The 16190-nt window shown below is 66.2% G+C and carries 11 protein-coding genes and 1 tRNA gene; 5 read left to right on the top strand and 7 right to left on the bottom strand.

The genetic code is table 11. The features are described from left to right. Positions 1 to 5: 5 nt before the first annotated feature. Positions 6 to 272: an EscF/YscF/HrpA family type III secretion system needle major subunit gene (locus tag JL37_RS14475; RefSeq protein WP_043544842.1), complete on the top strand. Its 267-nt coding sequence runs from the start codon at positions 6 to 8 to the stop codon at positions 270 to 272. Between the two features lie 31 nt (positions 273 to 303). On the opposite strand, the gene JL37_RS14470 is transcribed toward JL37_RS14475, so the two are convergent. Together JL37_RS14470 and JL37_RS14465 are read right to left on the bottom strand one after the other, a co-directional pair. Then, on the bottom strand, positions 304 to 744 hold the full coding sequence (locus JL37_RS14470) for a type III secretion system chaperone (RefSeq protein ID WP_231570345.1): 441 nt from the start codon (positions 742 to 744) through the stop codon (positions 304 to 306). A gap of 121 nt (positions 745 to 865) precedes the next feature. Next, positions 866 to 2344 (bottom strand): glutamate-cysteine ligase family protein, encoded by a 1479-nt coding sequence (locus JL37_RS14465; RefSeq protein WP_043544840.1) that lies wholly within the window; start codon positions 2342 to 2344, stop codon positions 866 to 868. A gap of 273 nt (positions 2345 to 2617) precedes the next feature. Between JL37_RS14465 and JL37_RS14460 the strand changes: the two genes are divergently transcribed. Further along, positions 2618 to 4525 carry a PhoX family phosphatase gene (locus JL37_RS14460; RefSeq protein ID WP_043544838.1) on the top strand — a complete coding sequence of 636 codons (1908 nt, stop codon included), beginning with the start codon at positions 2618 to 2620 and terminating at the stop codon, positions 4523 to 4525. Positions 4526 to 4770: 245 nt separating this feature from the next. On the opposite strand, the gene JL37_RS14455 is transcribed toward JL37_RS14460, so the two are convergent. The 4 genes from JL37_RS14455 to JL37_RS14440 form a co-directional block, all read right to left on the bottom strand. Further along, positions 4771 to 4861: transfer RNA gene (locus tag JL37_RS14455), tRNA-Ser, on the bottom strand. Positions 4862 to 4997: 136 nt separating this feature from the next. Continuing rightward, positions 4998 to 6554 carry a SpoVR family protein gene (locus JL37_RS14450; RefSeq protein WP_052097202.1) on the bottom strand — a complete coding sequence of 519 codons (1557 nt, stop codon included), beginning with the start codon at positions 6552 to 6554 and terminating at the stop codon, positions 4998 to 5000. Then, on the bottom strand, positions 6551 to 7810 hold the full coding sequence (locus JL37_RS14445; RefSeq protein WP_043544837.1) for a YeaH/YhbH family protein: 1260 nt from the start codon (positions 7808 to 7810) through the stop codon (positions 6551 to 6553). Before JL37_RS14445 ends, JL37_RS14450 begins: the two co-directional genes overlap by 4 nt. 12 nt (positions 7811 to 7822) lie before the next feature. After that, positions 7823 to 9739 carry a PrkA family serine protein kinase gene (locus JL37_RS14440; protein ID WP_369798552.1) on the bottom strand — a complete coding sequence of 639 codons (1917 nt, stop codon included), beginning with the start codon at positions 9737 to 9739 and terminating at the stop codon, positions 7823 to 7825. A gap of 842 nt (positions 9740 to 10581) precedes the next feature. Here JL37_RS14440 and JL37_RS14435 point away from each other — a divergent pair. Together JL37_RS14435 and JL37_RS14430 are read left to right on the top strand one after the other, a co-directional pair. Continuing rightward, complete coding sequence (locus tag JL37_RS14435) at positions 10582 to 11835, top strand: DUF3142 domain-containing protein (protein ID WP_081955072.1); 1254 nt, start codon at positions 10582 to 10584, stop codon at positions 11833 to 11835. Next, the gene (locus JL37_RS14430) at positions 11822 to 14284 is read left to right on the top strand and encodes a hypothetical protein (protein ID WP_043544835.1); all 2463 of its coding nucleotides are present in this window, start codon (positions 11822 to 11824) and stop codon (positions 14282 to 14284) included. The genes JL37_RS14435 and JL37_RS14430 overlap by 14 nt, the downstream gene beginning before the upstream one ends. Here the strand turns inward: JL37_RS14430 and ribD are convergent. After that, positions 14281 to 15432: a bifunctional diaminohydroxyphosphoribosylaminopyrimidine deaminase/5-amino-6-(5-phosphoribosylamino)uracil reductase RibD gene (ribD, locus tag JL37_RS14425; protein WP_043544834.1), complete on the bottom strand. Its 1152-nt coding sequence runs from the start codon at positions 15430 to 15432 to the stop codon at positions 14281 to 14283. The two genes, JL37_RS14430 and ribD, sit on opposite strands and share 4 nt — an antisense overlap. Before the next feature lie 176 nt (positions 15433 to 15608). On the opposite strand from ribD, the gene JL37_RS14420 reads away from it, so the two are divergent. Further along, complete coding sequence (locus JL37_RS14420) at positions 15609 to 16172, top strand: cysteine hydrolase family protein (protein ID WP_043544832.1); 564 nt, start codon at positions 15609 to 15611, stop codon at positions 16170 to 16172. The last annotated feature ends 18 nt before the right edge of the window (positions 16173 to 16190 follow it).

Here is a 16190-nt window from a genome sequence, read left to right as displayed (position 1 = left end):
GCACCATGGCACTCAACGGCCTCACCGGCTCGTCCGGCCTGAACTTCAATTCCGTCAACAGCACGATCTACGACAGCATCCGCACGCAGGAAACGAATCTGCAGGCCACGCTTTCCAGCATGCGCACCAACGCGGACGGCAGCGTTTCGCAGGCCGAGCTGCTGAAGATGCAGCAGCAGGTCCAGCAGTGGACGATGATGATCGACATCCAGAGCACCATCACCAAGCAGATCGCGGATTCGCTCAAAGGCGTGATCCAGAAGTCGAGCTAGGCGGTCCGCGCGCGGCGGGCCCCGGGCCCGCCTAAACCGATTGCATCATGAAGGCGGGATTGCGCCGCAGCGCGTCGACGTCGGGTTCGGTGCGCGCGCAGCGCTGCTCCCAAGCCTCGACCTGGTTCAGCAGCGCGTCTATCGCGGCCATCAAGGTGTCCGCGCGGCACTCCGCGCGCGCCACGCCCAGCTGCAGGTGCATGCGTCCGTCCGGGGCCGCGCAGGCGACAATGCCGCCGCCTGCCTGCATGAAGTTCGATTGCGCCGCCAGCAGCGCCTGGGCGCCGTCCATCCTGCCGCCAACCGCGCACGACAGCAGCACCTGGCCGCGCGCGCCGTGCTCCACGATCTGCACGAGATGCCGGCCGTCGAACGCCAGCTGGCAGAGACCGCCATCGGACGGCGCCAGCGCGGGAATGCCCAGCATCTGGCCGAGTTCGGAAAGCATCCGGGCGAATGAGGGATCTGACACGGTAGGCGGCGGGCCATGCCAGGCGCCGCGGGATGCCGGCGGCCTGGATGCCAAGGAGGTGGACGAGCCGCTCATCTTACCTTCGTTCCCCCCATCCCCCAAGCGCTGAAGCAGCGCGGGATCAAAGCGGAATCGCGGCGCGGGCCTGGCATATCGCGCCCAGCCGGCGGGCGTCCCCCTCGTGCTCGCACCACAGGCGCAGCAGCCTGTCGGCGCCCGTGCTGCGGGTCTCGACGGCGTACCTGGCGTAGTCCAGCCAATGGCGCTCGGTAGCGGTCAGCCCGCCTTCGGCGACCGCCAGCGTATCGCACGCCAGCGCCCATACCTGGTCATGATTCAGCGCATGCCGCATCGCGTCGGCACGCAAGCCGCGCAGGCGCAGCCAGCCCCATTCGCGCAACAGCGCCTCGGCCTCGCCCAGGTTGCGCATCAGCCCGAGCTGCAAGGCCGAAGGCGCCATCACGACGGTGGCCGCCACGGCGCTGCCGGCTTCCTCGACGAGCTGCGCGTCGGCAAAGCCCGCGCCGGGCGCGCGCCCTTCGATATAGCCGACGGCGCCTAGCCGCAGGTACAGCTCCTCGATGCCACCCCGCCGCTGCCATGCCGCGCGCAACTCGTCCAGCGCCGGATGTTCCGCCAGCCGGTAGCGCCAGCGCGCATCCAGGAAATGCGCGAACTGCGAATACTCGAAATGCCCGCCCTGCGGCAGGATTCTTACCGGCCCGCCCGTGTCCGTGCGCAGGCCCGGCCAGCCATCGGACGCCAGGAACTGCGACAGCGACGGCCCGCCTTGCAGGTACACCCCCACCGCCGATTTGTAGCCGTCCTCCACCGCCAAAGGCAGGCAGCGGCTGGCGGTGCCCGGGCCGAACATCCAGCGGAAATAATCCCCCAGGTCCTCGAAAGGACGCTCCGGCAGGCGCTGCAGGCGATGGTCGCCCGCATAGCGCGAGTGGCGGAACATGCGGTCCCAGACAGTCAGCCGGTTTTCCTTGAGGCCCGTGACGCGGCCGTTCTCCAGTGGGCTGTTCGCGAACACGGCGATGCTGGCCGGAGCCAGGCCCAGCACCACGTTCAGCGCGCGCGCCGCCTGCCGCACGTCCACCGACGTGCACGGGCTGTTCTGCGCCTTCGCGTCGATGCCCACGCGGTGCAGCCATTCACGGTGCCCGACCAGTTCGCGGTAGATGGGGCGAGGCACCTGGACCCGCGCATACCAGCCCGGATCCAGCGTGCACGCCGGATGTTCCGAAACGTTCAGCACGGTGGCTCCCTCGGCCTGCAATGCCAGTTGCGCGTCCTCCAGTTCGCGCCTGGCGCGGCGGGCCAGTTCGGCCAGGCCGCCTTCGGCCGCGGCGACCGGCGCAAACGCCGTCTCCAGCAGATTGAAGCCGTTGTCCAGGCCGCTCTCGCCGGCCGCCACGGACAAGCCTACGTCGCGGCCGCCGATGCGCGCGATGTCCGGAGCTTCGTCCCGCTCCTCCTTGATCCGCGCCAGCCTTGCGAAATAGCCGTCCACGGGATGGCTGGCGCCGCTGTCGCGGCGCGCCACGGCCATCTCCATCTCCAGGCCCAGCGTCTCGCCGGCCGGCGCGCTCATCGGCCCGCCCCCCGGCGGCGGATGGCGCAATCGAAACGGAAACGGGCTCGGGCGGGAAACATGGCGGGCTCTTCGGAAAACGCGATCGTGCGAGCTTAGTAACGCGAACCGCGTCCGCGTTCCCCGCCATGGCGGCCAAGCCGCCCGCTACCATGCAGGTCAAGACAACGGAATTCACACGATCGTCACCCCTGTGTCATGCGCAGCTTCTAACCTCGCTGCCGCTTCCTTACAAAAAACTTAGCGACTCGCTCGCCCTTCTATGAGGTTGGAATGTCCTACTTGACCGACAAATTGCGTGCCCCCTATCGCGAAGCCCAGGGAGAAGTGACGGTTCCGGGCCAGATGCTGGATGACATCGTCGCGGCGAACCCGGAACGCCGCACCTTGCTGAAGAACAGCTTCGGTCTGTCGATGCTGTCGGTGTTCGGCGCGTCCACGCTGCTGACGGCCTGTGGCGGCGACGACGATGACGACGATACGCCCGCCAACGGCGGCGACGGCGACGGCGACGGCACGCCCGGCGGCCAACCGGGCGACGGCGGCACCACCACCCCGCCGCCGGGCCCGGACTACTCCGTCACGTTCAAGCCGCTGGACGACAAGATCGTCGCGGACACCGTCACGGTCCCCGAAGGCTACGTGGCCGAAGTGCTGTACTCGGCCGGCGACAAATGCATGATCGGCTCGGCCGGCTATGCGGGCATTCCGCAATCCTACCCCGCCACGGAAACCCAATCCGGCGGCCAGCACGACGGCATGCACTTCTATGCGCTGGAGGGCGTGGACCCGAACCAGGGCGGCCTGCTGGTGCTGAACCACGAAGCGCTGGACAACGCCACGTTGGACCAGAGCGTCGAAGGCCTGAAGACCCGCCTGTCGAACGTCGGCGTCTCGGTCATCGAGATCGCGCGCGGCAGCGACGGCGCCTGGGCGGTCAAGACCGACTCGCGCTACAACAAGCGCTACACGGGCAACACCGTCTACAACGTCAGCGGCCCGGCCAAGTCGGTCGTCGGCGCAACCGTCGTAGGCACCCTGAACAACTGCTCCAGCGGCAATACGCCGTGGGGCACGTACCTGACCTGCGAAGAGACGCTGAACAACTACCACTACCAGGCCGGCGATACCGGCCAGCCCGCCGACGAAGGCTACGGCTGGGTGGTGGAAATCGATCCCCAGACCCCGGACTCGACCGCCGTCAAGCGCACCGCGATGGGCCGCTTCAGCCACGAAAACACGGCCTACATGCTGGACGAGAACAATCGCGTCGCGTTCTACATGGGCGACGACACCACGCCCGGCTGCATCTACAAGTTCGTGCCGACCAAGCCCTACGATCCGGCCAACCGCGCCAACAACATGGGCCTGCTGGACGAAGGCACGCTGTATGCCGCCCGCTTCAACGACGACGGCAGCGGCAACTGGATCGAACTGACGGTGGGCAAGAACAACCTCACCACCGGCGCCACCGATCCGGGCAACTTCACGCAAGTGGCCACCGGCACCGTCATCACCGGCACCATCGTCGACTTCAACACGCAGGCCGACGTGCTGGTGAACACCCAGGCCGCCGCACGCGTCGCGGGCGCCACCCTGATGGACCGCCCCGAGTGGATCACCGTCGGCGTGGACAAGACCGTGTACTGCACGCTGACCAACAACGGCAGCCGCAAGCGCACCAGCGCCGCCAACCCGCGCCCGAACAACTCGCACGGCCACATCATCCGCTGGCACGAGCGCGGCGACTCGCCGCTCGCGACGACCTTCGAATGGGACCTGCTGCTGCTGGCGGGCCGCGACGCCGCCGACGGCGTGGCGCCCAACCTGACGGGCAACGTCAATGGCGACACCTTCTCCAGCCCCGACGGCATCCGCGTCGATCCCAAGGGCCGCCTGTGGGTGCAGACCGACGCCGGCACCGGCACGTCCACCACGGACTTCTTCGGCAACAACTCGATGTACTACATCGACCAGAAGACCGGCGAATCCAAGCGCTTCCTGGTGGGCCCCCTGGGCTGCGAAATCACCGGCATCGCCTACACGCCCGACCTGACCACGTTCTTCATCAACATCCAGCATCCCAACCAGACCTGGAACACGCTGCGCGCAGGCGGCGGCGACGCCCGCTCCGCCACGGTGGTCGTGCGCCGCACGGATGGAAAGCCCGTAGGCGCGTAAGCGTGGGAAGGGTGTGCTGATCCTTGCCTAGTGTCTGACACTTGGGTCTCCCCATCAGGTGTCTGACACCCGTACGAGATGCCCGGGGAGGTAAAGCCGACCTCCCCGGGTGTCAGACACCCTCTGTAGCGTCGTCGTACCGCGACCGCCGTCTCCCCAGGGTGTCAGACACAGGCCCACTATCCCCCCGACGCGCAAACAAAAAGCCCCTGATTTCTCAACGAAATCAGGGGCTTTTGAAATCCTGGCGGACAGAGGGGGATTCGAACCCCCGATACGCTTTTGACGTATACACGCTTTCCAGGCGTGCGCCTTCAACCACTCGGCCACCTGTCCTATCTGCGATTTTTGCTGCGGATTTCACCGCTGCGAAAAATGCGAATCCGCGATTCTAGCAGATTGTGCGCGCCAGCAGCAAGGCCCCATGAAAATGGGGGACGCCTTGGCGCCCCCCGTCGGCCCTGCCCGCCGGTCAGGCCGAGACGGCGGGCGGGTCCTGTTCGCGGTAGGAGCTGACCGTGCCGTCCGGCTCGGTCTCTTCCAGGCGCACTCTGAAGCCCCAGAGCCGCGCCAGGTGCTTCATCACCTGCTCGGCATCTTCCCCGGCCAGCGGCCGGCCGCGGGTCTTCAGGTGGCGCAGCACCAGCGAACGGTCCGAGTCGCGGTTGAAGCGGACCACCTGGATGTCCGGCACCTGGTTGTCGCGGTTGTGCTGCGCGGCCAACAGGCGGCGGATGTCGCGGTAGCCCTCGTCGTCGTGGATGGCGACCACCTCGAGCTTGGGGTTGGCCTGGTGGTCCGAGATGGCGAAAAAGCGGAATTCCCGGATCAGGCGCGGCGACAGGTATTGCGAGATGAAGGACTCGTCCTTGAAGTTGCGCATCGCGAAGTCCAGCGTCTTCAGCCAGTCGCCGCCCGCGATGTCCGGGAACCAGCGGCGGTCCTCGGGCGTGGGCGCCTCGCAGATGCGGCGGATGTCCGACATCATGGCAAAGCCCAGCGCGTAGGGGTTGATGCCGCCATAGCCGCGTTCATCGAAGCCCCGCTGGCTGACCACGTTGGTATGGCTCTGCAGGAATTCCATCATGAAACCGTCGTTCACCAGCCCTTTTTCGTGCAGCCGGTTGAGGATGGTGTAGTGCCAGAACGTGGCCCAGCCCTCGTTCATTACCTTGGTCTGCGTCTGCGGATAGAAGTACTGCGCAATCTTGCGGACGATACGCACCAGTTCCTTCTGCCACGGCGCAAGCTTGGGCGAGTACTTCTCGATGAAGTACAGCAGGTTCTCCTCGGGCTCGGGCGGGAACACCGAAGCCTCGACGCGCGTGTCCTTCTCGTCGTCGAGGCGCGGCAGGGTCCGCCACAGGTCGTTGTACTGCAGCCGGGCGTGCTCCTCGCGCTCGGCCTGGCGCGCGGCCTCTTCCTTGTAGGAAATCGGCGCCGGGCGCTTGTAGCGGTCGACCCCGTGATGCGACAGCGCGTGGCAGGAGTCGAGCACCGCCTCGACGGCATCGATGCCATAGCGGTCTTCGCAGGCCATGACGTACTTGCGCGCGAAGACCAGATAATCGAGCACGCCATCCGCGTCCGTCCATTGGCGGAACAGGTAGTTGCCCTTGAAGAAGGAGTTATGCCCGTAGCAGGCATGCGCGATCACCAGCGCCTGCATCGTCATGGAATTCTCTTCCATGAGATACGAGATGCAGGGGTTGGAGTTGATCACGATCTCGTACGCCAGGCCTTGCATGCCGCGGCGGTAGAACTGCTCGTTGCGGATGAATTCCTTGCCGTACGACCAGTGGGGATACCCGATGGGCAACCCTGCCGAGGCATAGGCGTCCAGCATCTGTTCCGAGGTGATCACCTCGATCTGGTTCGGGTAGGTGTCCAGGCCGTACTCCGCGGCAACCTTCGAGATCGCCTCGTCATAGGACTGGATCAATTCGAACGTCCATTCGGAACCTTGGGAGATCGGCCGGGCGCGACCGGCGGTCTCCGGCTCCACGAGAGCTCCGACGATGGTATTCATGCGGTCTCCTTCTTGAACAGATCATGGAACACAGGGAAGATCTCGCTGCTGTCGCAGATGCGCCGCATGACGAAATGCGGCTCCAGCTTCTGTTCGTATTCCGCCCACAGGCTGCTCTTGCGCGCCTCCTGTGAGTCCGGCACCTCGATATAGGCAAAGTAGCGGGTGGCGGGCAGCAGGTGCTCCGCCAGGAAGCGCGCGCTCTTGCCCGCGTCGGCGCCGAAAGAGTCGCCGTCGCTGGCCTGCGCCGCATAGACGTTCCAGGATCCCGGCGGGTAGCGCTTTTCGAGGATGTCGCGCATCAACTCCAGCGCCGACAGCACGATGGTGCCGCCGCTCTTGGGATCGTAGAAGAAGGTCTGCTCGTCCACTTCCTCGGCGTTGTCCGTGTGGCGGATGAAAACCAGGTCCACGTGCTCGTACTTGCGCGACAGGAATAGGTAGAGCAGCGAGAAGAAGCGCTTGGCCAGATCTTTCTTGCCTTCGTCCATGGAGCCCGAAACGTCCATCAGGCAGAACATGACGGCGCGCGCCATAGGGATGGAAACCGATACGCGGTTGCGGTAGCGCAGGTCCAGGTCGTCCAGGAACGGCACGCGGGCCAGGCGCTCGCGGCAGTCCTCGACTTCCTGCTCCAGCGCCTGGATCTCGTCGGCGGGCGCGCCCGCCTCCCGCGCCTTCGCCAGGCGTTCTTCGGCGTCCTCGAGGTCGGCGCGCGCCTTCACGCTGAGCGCCACGCGGCGCGCCAGCGACGACTTGAGCGTGCGGCTGATGCTCAGCATGCTGGGCGAGCCCGAAGTCGTGTAGCCCGCGCGTTGCCACTTCTTCTGGCTGACCTCGCCCAGCTGGGTGCGCGCCATGTGCGGCAGCTCCAGGTCCTCGAAGAACAGATTGAGGAATTCGGCGCGGGACAGGCTGAAGGTGAACTGGTCCACCGATTCGCCTTCGCCCGGCTCGGATCCGCCTTCGCCCTGCCCGCCCTGCGGCCGGTCGAAGGTGTCGCCCTTGGCAAACTCGCGGTTGCCGGGGTGCACCATCTCGCGGTCGCCGCCCGTGCCGTGCCGGAAGGTCGGCTCGGAAATATCGCGGGCGGGCAGGTTGATTTCGCCGCCCTGGTCCATGTCCTGTATCGAGCGGTCACGGATCATCCCGTGGACCGCCTTGCGGATCTGGTCCTTGTAGCGCCGGAGAAAACGCTCCCGGTTGACGGCGCTTTTATTGCGCCCGTTGAGACGGCGATCGATCAGTGAATTCATGATTCACCTCGCTCAGGAAGACTTCCTCACACGGAGGTACCACTCGCAAAGCAGCCTGACCTGCTTTTCGGTGTAGCCCTTTTCGACCATGCGATCCACGAAGCTCTGGTGTTTCGACTTGTCCTCGGCCGAGGCCTTGGCGTTGAACGAAATCACGGGGAGCAGGTCTTCCGTGTTCGAGAACATCTTCTTCTCGATCACTTCGCGCAGCTTTTCATAGCTGGTCCAGGTGGGGTTGCGGCCATTGTTGTTGGCGCGCGCCCGCAGCACGAAGTTCACGATCTCGTTGCGGAAGTCCTTCGGGTTCGCGATGCCCGCGGGCTTTTCGATCTTTTCCAGTTCATCGTTGAGCGCGCTGCGGTCGAAGCTTTCGCCGGTTTCCGGATCGCGGAATTCCTCGTCCTGGATCCAGCAGTCGGCAAACGTCACGTAGCGGTCGAAAATATTCTGGCCGTATTCGGAATAGGACTCCAGGTAAGCGGTCTGGATCTCCTTGCCGATGAACTCCGCATAGCGGGGCGCCAGATAGCCCTTGATGAATTCAAGATAGCGCCGGCGGATTTCCTCGGGGTAGTCCTCGCGGCCGATACGCTGCTCGAGCACATACATCAGGTGCACCGGATTGGCCGCCACTTCCGTCTGGTCGTAGTTGAAGACGCTGGACAGGATCTTGTACGCGAAACGCGTGGAGACGCCCGTCATGCCCTCGTCCGTGCCAGCGTAGTCCTTGTACTCCTGCAGGGCCTTGGCCTTCGGGTCCACGTCCTTCAACGTTTCGCCGTCGTAGACGCGCAGCTTCGAGTAGATGCTGGAGTTCTCGGGTTCCTTCAGGCGCGTCAGCACCGAGAATTGCGCCATCATGTCCAGCGTTCCCGGCGCGCAGGGCGCCGCGGACAGCGAACTGTGGTGCAGCAGCTTCTCATAGATGCGGACCTCTTCCGACACCTGCAGGCAGTAAGGCACCTTGACGATATAGATACGGTCGAGGAACGCCTCGTTGTGCTTGTTGTTGCGGAAGGTCTGCCATTCCGACTCGTTCGAGTGGGCAAGGATCATGCCGTTGAACGGGATCGCGGAAAATCCCTCGGTGCCCTTGAAGTTGCCTTCCTGGGTAGCCGTCAGCAAAGGGTGCAGCATCTTGATCGGGGCCTTGAACATTTCCACGAACTCGAGCAGGCCCTGGTTCGCCAGGCACAGCCCGCCGGAATAGCTGTAGGCGTCCGGATCGTCCTGCGAATGGCGGTCGAGCTTGCGGATGTCCACCTTGCCGACCAGCGAGGAAATGTCCTGGTTGTTTTCGTCGCCCGGCTCGGTCTTGGCGATGGCGGTCTGGCGCAGCACCGAGGGATTCAGGCGCACCACGCGGAACTTCGAGATATCGCCGTCGAATTCCTTCAGGCGCTTCACCGCCCACGGCGACATGATGCCGGTCAGGTAGCGCCGCGGGATGCCGTATTCCTTCTCGAGCGTGTCGCCGAACCGTTCCGGATGGAACAGTCCCAGGGGCGTTTCATTGACCGGCGAACCCTTCAGGGCATAGATGGGATAGGTCTCCATCAGGGCCTTGAGCCGTTCCGCGATGGACGACTTGCCGCCGCCCACGGGGCCCAGCAGATAGAGGATTTGCTTGCGCTCTTCCAGCCCTTGCGCGGCATGCTTGAAGAACGCGACGATCTGCCCGATCACGTCCTCCATGCCGTAGAACTCCTGAAACGCCGGATAGCGCCGGATGGTCCGGTTGGAAAACAAACGGGAAAGACGTGGGTCGTTACGCGTATCCACGATCTCAGGTTCGCCTATCGCGGCCAGCATGCGCTCAGCCGGGCTGGCGTAGGCCATGGGATCGCTTTTGGCGAGGTTCAGATATTCCTCAAGGGAGAGTTCTGATTCCTGCTCTCTTGCATACTGCGACTTGAAGCCTTCGACGATGTTTTGCACGGAAACCTCCTACAACACGCGAAAAATCCAATACGTCCCTACGTGTCCCCATTGTGCCTCAGCGCCTACGCATTACTAGACAATCTCGCGATAAGCATCGTCGGCCGGGTGGTATGTTGCTTTCGCCACACATCAACCAAGAGCACGATCGGGCCCTTTCCGTTTAGGCTGCACCCTTCGGACACAAGTTCCGTCAGGGAATGCAACTTACGTGAATAAGTTCGCTCGTTCGACTTCAGCATATCGCCGGATGCGCGCATGGATAAACCGGCTGCACATGAAATGCTCAGCAATGATTTGAAGGGAAGAGCGATATCCCGGGGATTCTTATGATGCGGGTGTAAACCCGATGCGCCCGCTATGCGATGGCAGCGGACGGTCTGAACGGCGCGTTGCGTCTTCGTTCAGCAGCATGCCGGTCCGGTCGTGAAAAAGCGCCGATGACGCGGCACGGGAATCCGTGGTGACGAGGGCGCGTGGCGCTGAGCGGGTTAATCCTTCAGGGCGTATCGCCAAGTCATGTGCCTATGCTATAGCCAATTGACGGTTTTGTGGCAATTCATTTTGCGCATCGCCGAAAATAGTCGCGTCGCGCGCACTTGCGGATACGCGTGCAAACATTCCCAAACTTGATGGCATCGCGGCCGCGCATGCGATTGGCAGCCGCAAGCGCCGAGTGCTAGTACCCCTCGGCGCGACACGGATATCAATCCGCGGCAGCGGCCGACGGCCCGGCCCGCTTGGCGGCGCAACGATAGAATCACGCATCCGAAGCGCACCCGCGCGCTTCGCGGTTTTCTTTCCCCATGCCATCCACGGGTCTTTTCCGCTACATGCCGCCCCATTCGAGGCCTGCCGCCAGCAGCTTCAGGAACCAGGCGCGGACAACCGTCAAACGTTGTTCCGCGGCGCTGTGCGCCGCCCTGCTGCTGGCGCTGGGCGCTTGCGGCGAGCCTGACGCCGATCTGCCGAGCGATGCGTATGTCTGGCAGCGCATCTGGACCGCGCCGGTGACGCAGGCCATGTCGGACAACGCCGATGTGGTGCGGGCATGGCGCGTGCTGATGGCCGAGATGAATGCGGACGGCCGCTGGTTCACGGCCTCGCCAGACCTGGCCGCGCTCGCCGCGGCAAAACGCCCCGTCGTCATGGTCGTGCGCCTGGATGGGCGAGCCGGCGCGTTGCCGGCCGTCGACGTGCTCGCGCGGATCTCTGCCGCGCGCAGCGCATGGAGTTCCGCAGGCATCTCCTTGGCGGGCGTCGAAATCGATTATGACTGCCCCACGTCCAAACTGCCTCTCTACGCGGCTTTCCTCGCGGCCTTGAAGAAAGAAGCGGGCCCGGACCTGCCCCTGTCGATAACCGCCCTGCCGACATGGTTGAATAGCCCGGCGCTGGACGCGCTGCTCAGGATTCCCGACGAAGCCGTCTTGCAGGTCCATGCCGTGCTCAGCCCTGAACAGGGCCTGTTCCAGGCCAGGCGCGCACAGGCCTGGCTGGCCGCATTCGCGGAGCGTACGCAACGGCCCTGGCGCGTGGCCCTGCCGACCTACGGCAGCCGCGTGGTCTGGAGCGATGACGGCAGCATTGCCGCAATCGAAAGCGAACGCCCCGCTCTGCTGCCTGGCGGCCGCTCGAGCGAACTGGTCGCCGCGCCCGCGGCCATGGCGGCCTTCGTCGACGAGATCCAGCGTTCCCCGCCGCGCGGGCTGGCAGGCATCGCCTGGTTCCGGCTGCCCACCGCGAGCGATGAGCGCGCCTGGAGCCTGGCCACGTGGCGCGCGGTGCTGACGCGCCAGCCCTTGCTGCCGGCGCTGTCCGTGACGGCGCGGTCCGCGGGCGGCAACAACGCGCAAGACCTGATCCTTGCCAACAGCGGCAGCGCCGATGCCGCCCTGCCGTTCGCGATCCGGTGGGATGGCGCCTGCCGCGCTGCGGACGGCATCAATGGCTACTCCCTCGAACATGACGCCGGCGGCGCTTTCCTGCGCCGCTCCCAGGACGGCCTGCTGCGCGCGGGCAGTCAACGCAACATAGGCTGGATACGCTGTGAAAACGGGCCTGCGAGCTTCCATGTACAACCGTAAATCGCTTGCGGCGTTCGCGCTGCTGGCCGGCGCCGGCATCGTCGTGGCCTGCGGGCCGGACTTTCCCGCCCAATTGCTCGACAACCGAGCGGGCACGCTGCGCGCCACGCCGGCAAACTCCTTTGGCTACGAAGCGGCCCGCCTGATAAGCGCCAGCGACGCGCTGCCAGCCCATGAAGCCTATGAATTGCCGGATGGAAGCGACCCGCGGAACGCCATTCCGGAAGACTACGATCCCGCGCTCACGGAGACACAGCGCGCCGTGGCGCGCGCCATGCGCGCACAGCCCGATGGCGACCGGGCCTATGCGCTGGGCACGGCCCTGCCGGAAGCCGCGCGGCTTTACACCGCGGCCGCCGTCGACACCCATGCCGCCGACAGGCCCGATGCCGGGCGCTCGCTGGAGCAGGCCCGCGCGCGCTACCGAGCCATTCTCCGGCTGCCTCCGCGGCAGGCTGCGGCGCGCAGCGTCTGGGCCGCCTACATGCTGGCAGAAATCGGGGACGAACTGGAAACGACGGCCGGCGGCGCGGACGCGCAGCGATCCGCGGCGGCGCAGGCCTACGCCCGAGTCCGGCAACTGGCGCGTGACGGCGCGCCCGACCCGCTGGGCCTGGCGGTGGCCAGTTATGGGCAGGAAGCGCGCCTGCTCCTGGCCGGACCGCAAGGGCTCTGCGGCTATGCCGAGCTGGCCAACGCCGATCCCTGCGTGGACGCCATTCCCGCGGCGTCGCTGAAGCGCGCCATCAGCCTCTATGCCGAGCAGGCCGCGCGCGGGTCCTCCAGCGGCAACGCATCGCTGAGCATGTTGGCCCAATGGGCACTGGACGAACCGGCGCGAGCGCGTCGGCTGATCGACGATCCTGTCGCGCAACGCCTGCTGGTTGCGTATGCGCTGGCCAGGGTGGGCGACATCGTGGGCGGTAGAGCCGACAGCGCGTCCGATGTCTACGCCGCCTACGACGTCAGCGGGCAGATCGGCTATGCGGACGCCGCGCAGGGGCTGGACGGCATCACGCCGAATCCGGCGCTGCAATCGCTGGTTGCCGCGCTGGAAACCCAGGACCTGAGCCGGGCGCCGGACGCCGATCGAGTGGCCGCGCTGGCCTACCGTACCGGCCGCTATGACCTGGCGCAAACGCTGGCGGCGAGGCTGGACACCGCTCTGGCATGGTGGGTGCGCGCCAAGCTGGCGCTGCGGCAAGGCGACACGGAACAAGCGGCCCGGGCCTATGCCAAGGCGGCAAGCGCCTTTCCCAGCGCCGACGGCAGCCTGGAGGCGCCCGGCGGGGCGCGACTGAAAGGCGAGCAAGGCGTGCTGACGCTATCGCGCGGCCAGTACATCGAGGCGCTGGACCAGTTGCTGAACGCCACCGTGGCGGGGTACGCCGCGGACGGCTTCTGGCAGCCGAATCCGTATTGGAACGACGCGGCCTACGTGGCCGAGCGCGTGCTGACCATCGCCGAACTCAAGGCCTATGTGGACCGGCAGGCGCCCGCCACGCCAGCGCCGCGGAGCGCATCGCCTCCGCCAGACCCCGCGAATTTCTACGAATGGTCCAGGCGGCATCCGGTCACCGCTTCGGATCGCCTGCGCGTGCTGCTGGCGCGCCGGCTGGTGCGCGAAGGCTCGATCGAACAGGCGCTGCCCTACTTCCCGGCCGCGTCCGACGCCCGTTACGCCGCGCTGGAAGAGGATGGCGGCAAATGGACCGTGCGCATGCAGCGAACCGGCCTGCTCGCCGCGGGATATGGCGAGGCGCTGCGCAAAGCCGCCAACGCCTGGGGCCGCACGGCGCGGGCCGAAGCCTGGTTCGAGGCCGCCCGCCTGGCCCGCCGCGACGGCATGGAAATCATGGGCTATGAGCAGGAGCCGGATTTCGCCGTGTATGGCGGCAGCACGACCTACGGGGCCGGGCGTAACGCGGCTCCTGGCTGGCAGGACCAGAATGCCCCCACGGACACGCCGGAACAGCGGGCCGCCGCGGCCCTGCCAGGGCCGTACGTCGCCGACGAGGAGCGCCGGCGCTACGCCGCCAGCGAGGCGCGGCCGTACGCCCGCTTCCATTACCGCCAGATCGCAGCCAACCATGCGCTGCGCGCGGCCGACGAACTGCCCGACCGTTCGCAGGCCTTTGCAGCCGTGCTGTGCGAAGGCGCCCGCTACATCATCGACGATTCGCCAGAGCGGGCTTCAGCGATCTACCAACGCTATATAGATAGGGGCGCGCGAGTTCCATTCAGCAGCACCTTCGGCCGCGAATGCGCCGCGCCCGACTTCAAGGCGGCGGCCTGGTTCCACTACACCCAGGCTGAGAAGGCCTGGGAACGCCTGCGCCGCGGGCATCCCGGCCTGTTGCTGGCGGCGGGGCTGCTGGCCCTGATCGCCGGCGGCGCGGGCGTACTGGCGTGGCGCAATGCCGCGGCGCGCCGGACGAGGGCCGGCTAGGACAGCTCGGGCAGTTCTACACGCAACATCAGTTGGCGCCAGGTGTCGGCAACCCTGGCGCGCACGCGCAGGTCGGCCCCCAGCCGTTCGGTATCGATGAATTCGTAGCGCCGGGCGGCGTCCAGGTGCTCGAGCATCGGCAGCCGGACCATGCCCGCCGCATCGCCCAGCAGCACCGGCGCCAGATACAGCAGCAACTCGTCCACGCAACCGGCCGAAACCAGCGCGCCGCTCAAGCCGGCGCCGGCTTCCACGTGCACCTCATTGACCTGTTCCTGGGCCAGCCAACGCATCATCGCGGGCAGGTCCACCCGGCCCGGATCCTCGCCCGGCAGCACGACGACACGGGCATTCCTGGCCTGCAGGCGCTGGGCCTTGGCCGCGTCTTCGCGGGCGGTGAACAGAATGACTTCCGCGCCGTCGAACAGCCTGGCGTGCTCCGGAATCTCGAAATGGCCGTCCACGACCGCCTTGCGGGGCTGGCGGAGCGTATCCACGCCTCTTGCATTGAGCTGCGGGTCGTCTTTCAGGACCGTGCCCATGCCGGTCAGCACCACGCAGCTGCGCGCCCGCCAACGGTGCCCGTCGGCGCGGGCATCTGGCCCGGTGATCCATTGCGACACGCCGTTATGCAGCGCGCTGCGGCCGTCCAGAGACGCCGCCATCTTCATCCACACCCAGGGCAAGCCGCGGCTCATGCGGGAGATGAAGCCGGCATTGATCGCAAGCGCCTCTTCCCGGCACACGCCCGTGGTCACCGCGATGCCGGCGTCGCGCAGCCGCGCCAGGCCTTGCCCGTTGACCAGCGGATTCGGATCGCCCAGGGCCACCACTACGCGCGCTGGACGGGCCGCAAGCACGGCGTCCACGCAAGGCGGCGTGCGGCCGAAATGGCTGCAGGGCTCCAGGGTCACGTACAGCGTGGCGCCCGCCACCGACTCGCCGCGCGCCTGGGCGTCGCGCAGGGCGCAAACTTCGGCGTGCGGGCCGCCCGGCGGCTGGGTCGCCCCTTCGCCCAGCACGCGTCCGTCGCGCACGATGACGCAGCCGACCCGGGGGTTGGGCGCGGTGGAGTACATGACGGTCTGCGCCAACGCCAGGGCGCGTCGCATCCAGAAAAGGTCGTCGGTGTCGCTCGGGATCATCATGCACGGGATTGTATGCCGCCCCGGCTCTCGGGCGGAGGCCGGGAAGCGTTGCGGCAAGGTTACCCTCCAATGTCCGTTTCGGGCCGATAGGCGTCTTTCGCCGCGCTCCCCAAACCGCCGGATTGCAGTAAAAATGACCCTACACCCTTTTGAATCCCCGCCAGGAGCCCGGTTCCATGAAACAAGCACTGATCGTCATCGACGTACAAGAATCTTTCCGGCAACGTCCGTTTTGGGATGAAACCGAATATCCGGCCTTCCTGGAGCAGATCCAGTCCCTGATCGATGCCGCCGCCGCAAAGGATATTCCGGTGCTCCAGGTATTCCACACCAGCGTCACCAATGACCCCGCCAGCCCCTTCTCGCTGGCCTCGGGCCACGTCCGGACGCTGGAGGAACTGCGGATCGCGCCCACCGCCGTGTTCCACAAGACCGTGCATTCGTCGCTCTACGCCAAAGACGCCAGCGGCGCCAGCCTGCACGACTGGCTGCTCGCCCGTGGGATCGAAGGCGTCATCGTCTGCGGCATCCGCACCGAGCAGTGCTGCGAAACCACGTCGCGGCATGCCAGCGACGCCGGCTTCAAGGTGGTGTTCCCCACCGACGCCACCCTGACCTTCGCCATGCAGAGCCCGTCCGGCAAGCATTACACGCCGGCCGAGATCCGCGACCACACCGAGCTGGTCCTGCAAGGGCGTTTCGCCCGCATTGCGCGCGCCGCGGATGCGCTGGCCGCTTAGTCAGCCACGGGAGGCGCC

Source organism: Achromobacter sp. RTa (assembly GCF_000757485.1).
GTDB lineage: Bacteria > Pseudomonadota > Gammaproteobacteria > Burkholderiales > Burkholderiaceae_B > Achromobacter.
The sequence above is the reverse complement of the archived record's forward strand: the minus strand, read 5'-3'. Positions and strand labels throughout refer to the sequence as shown.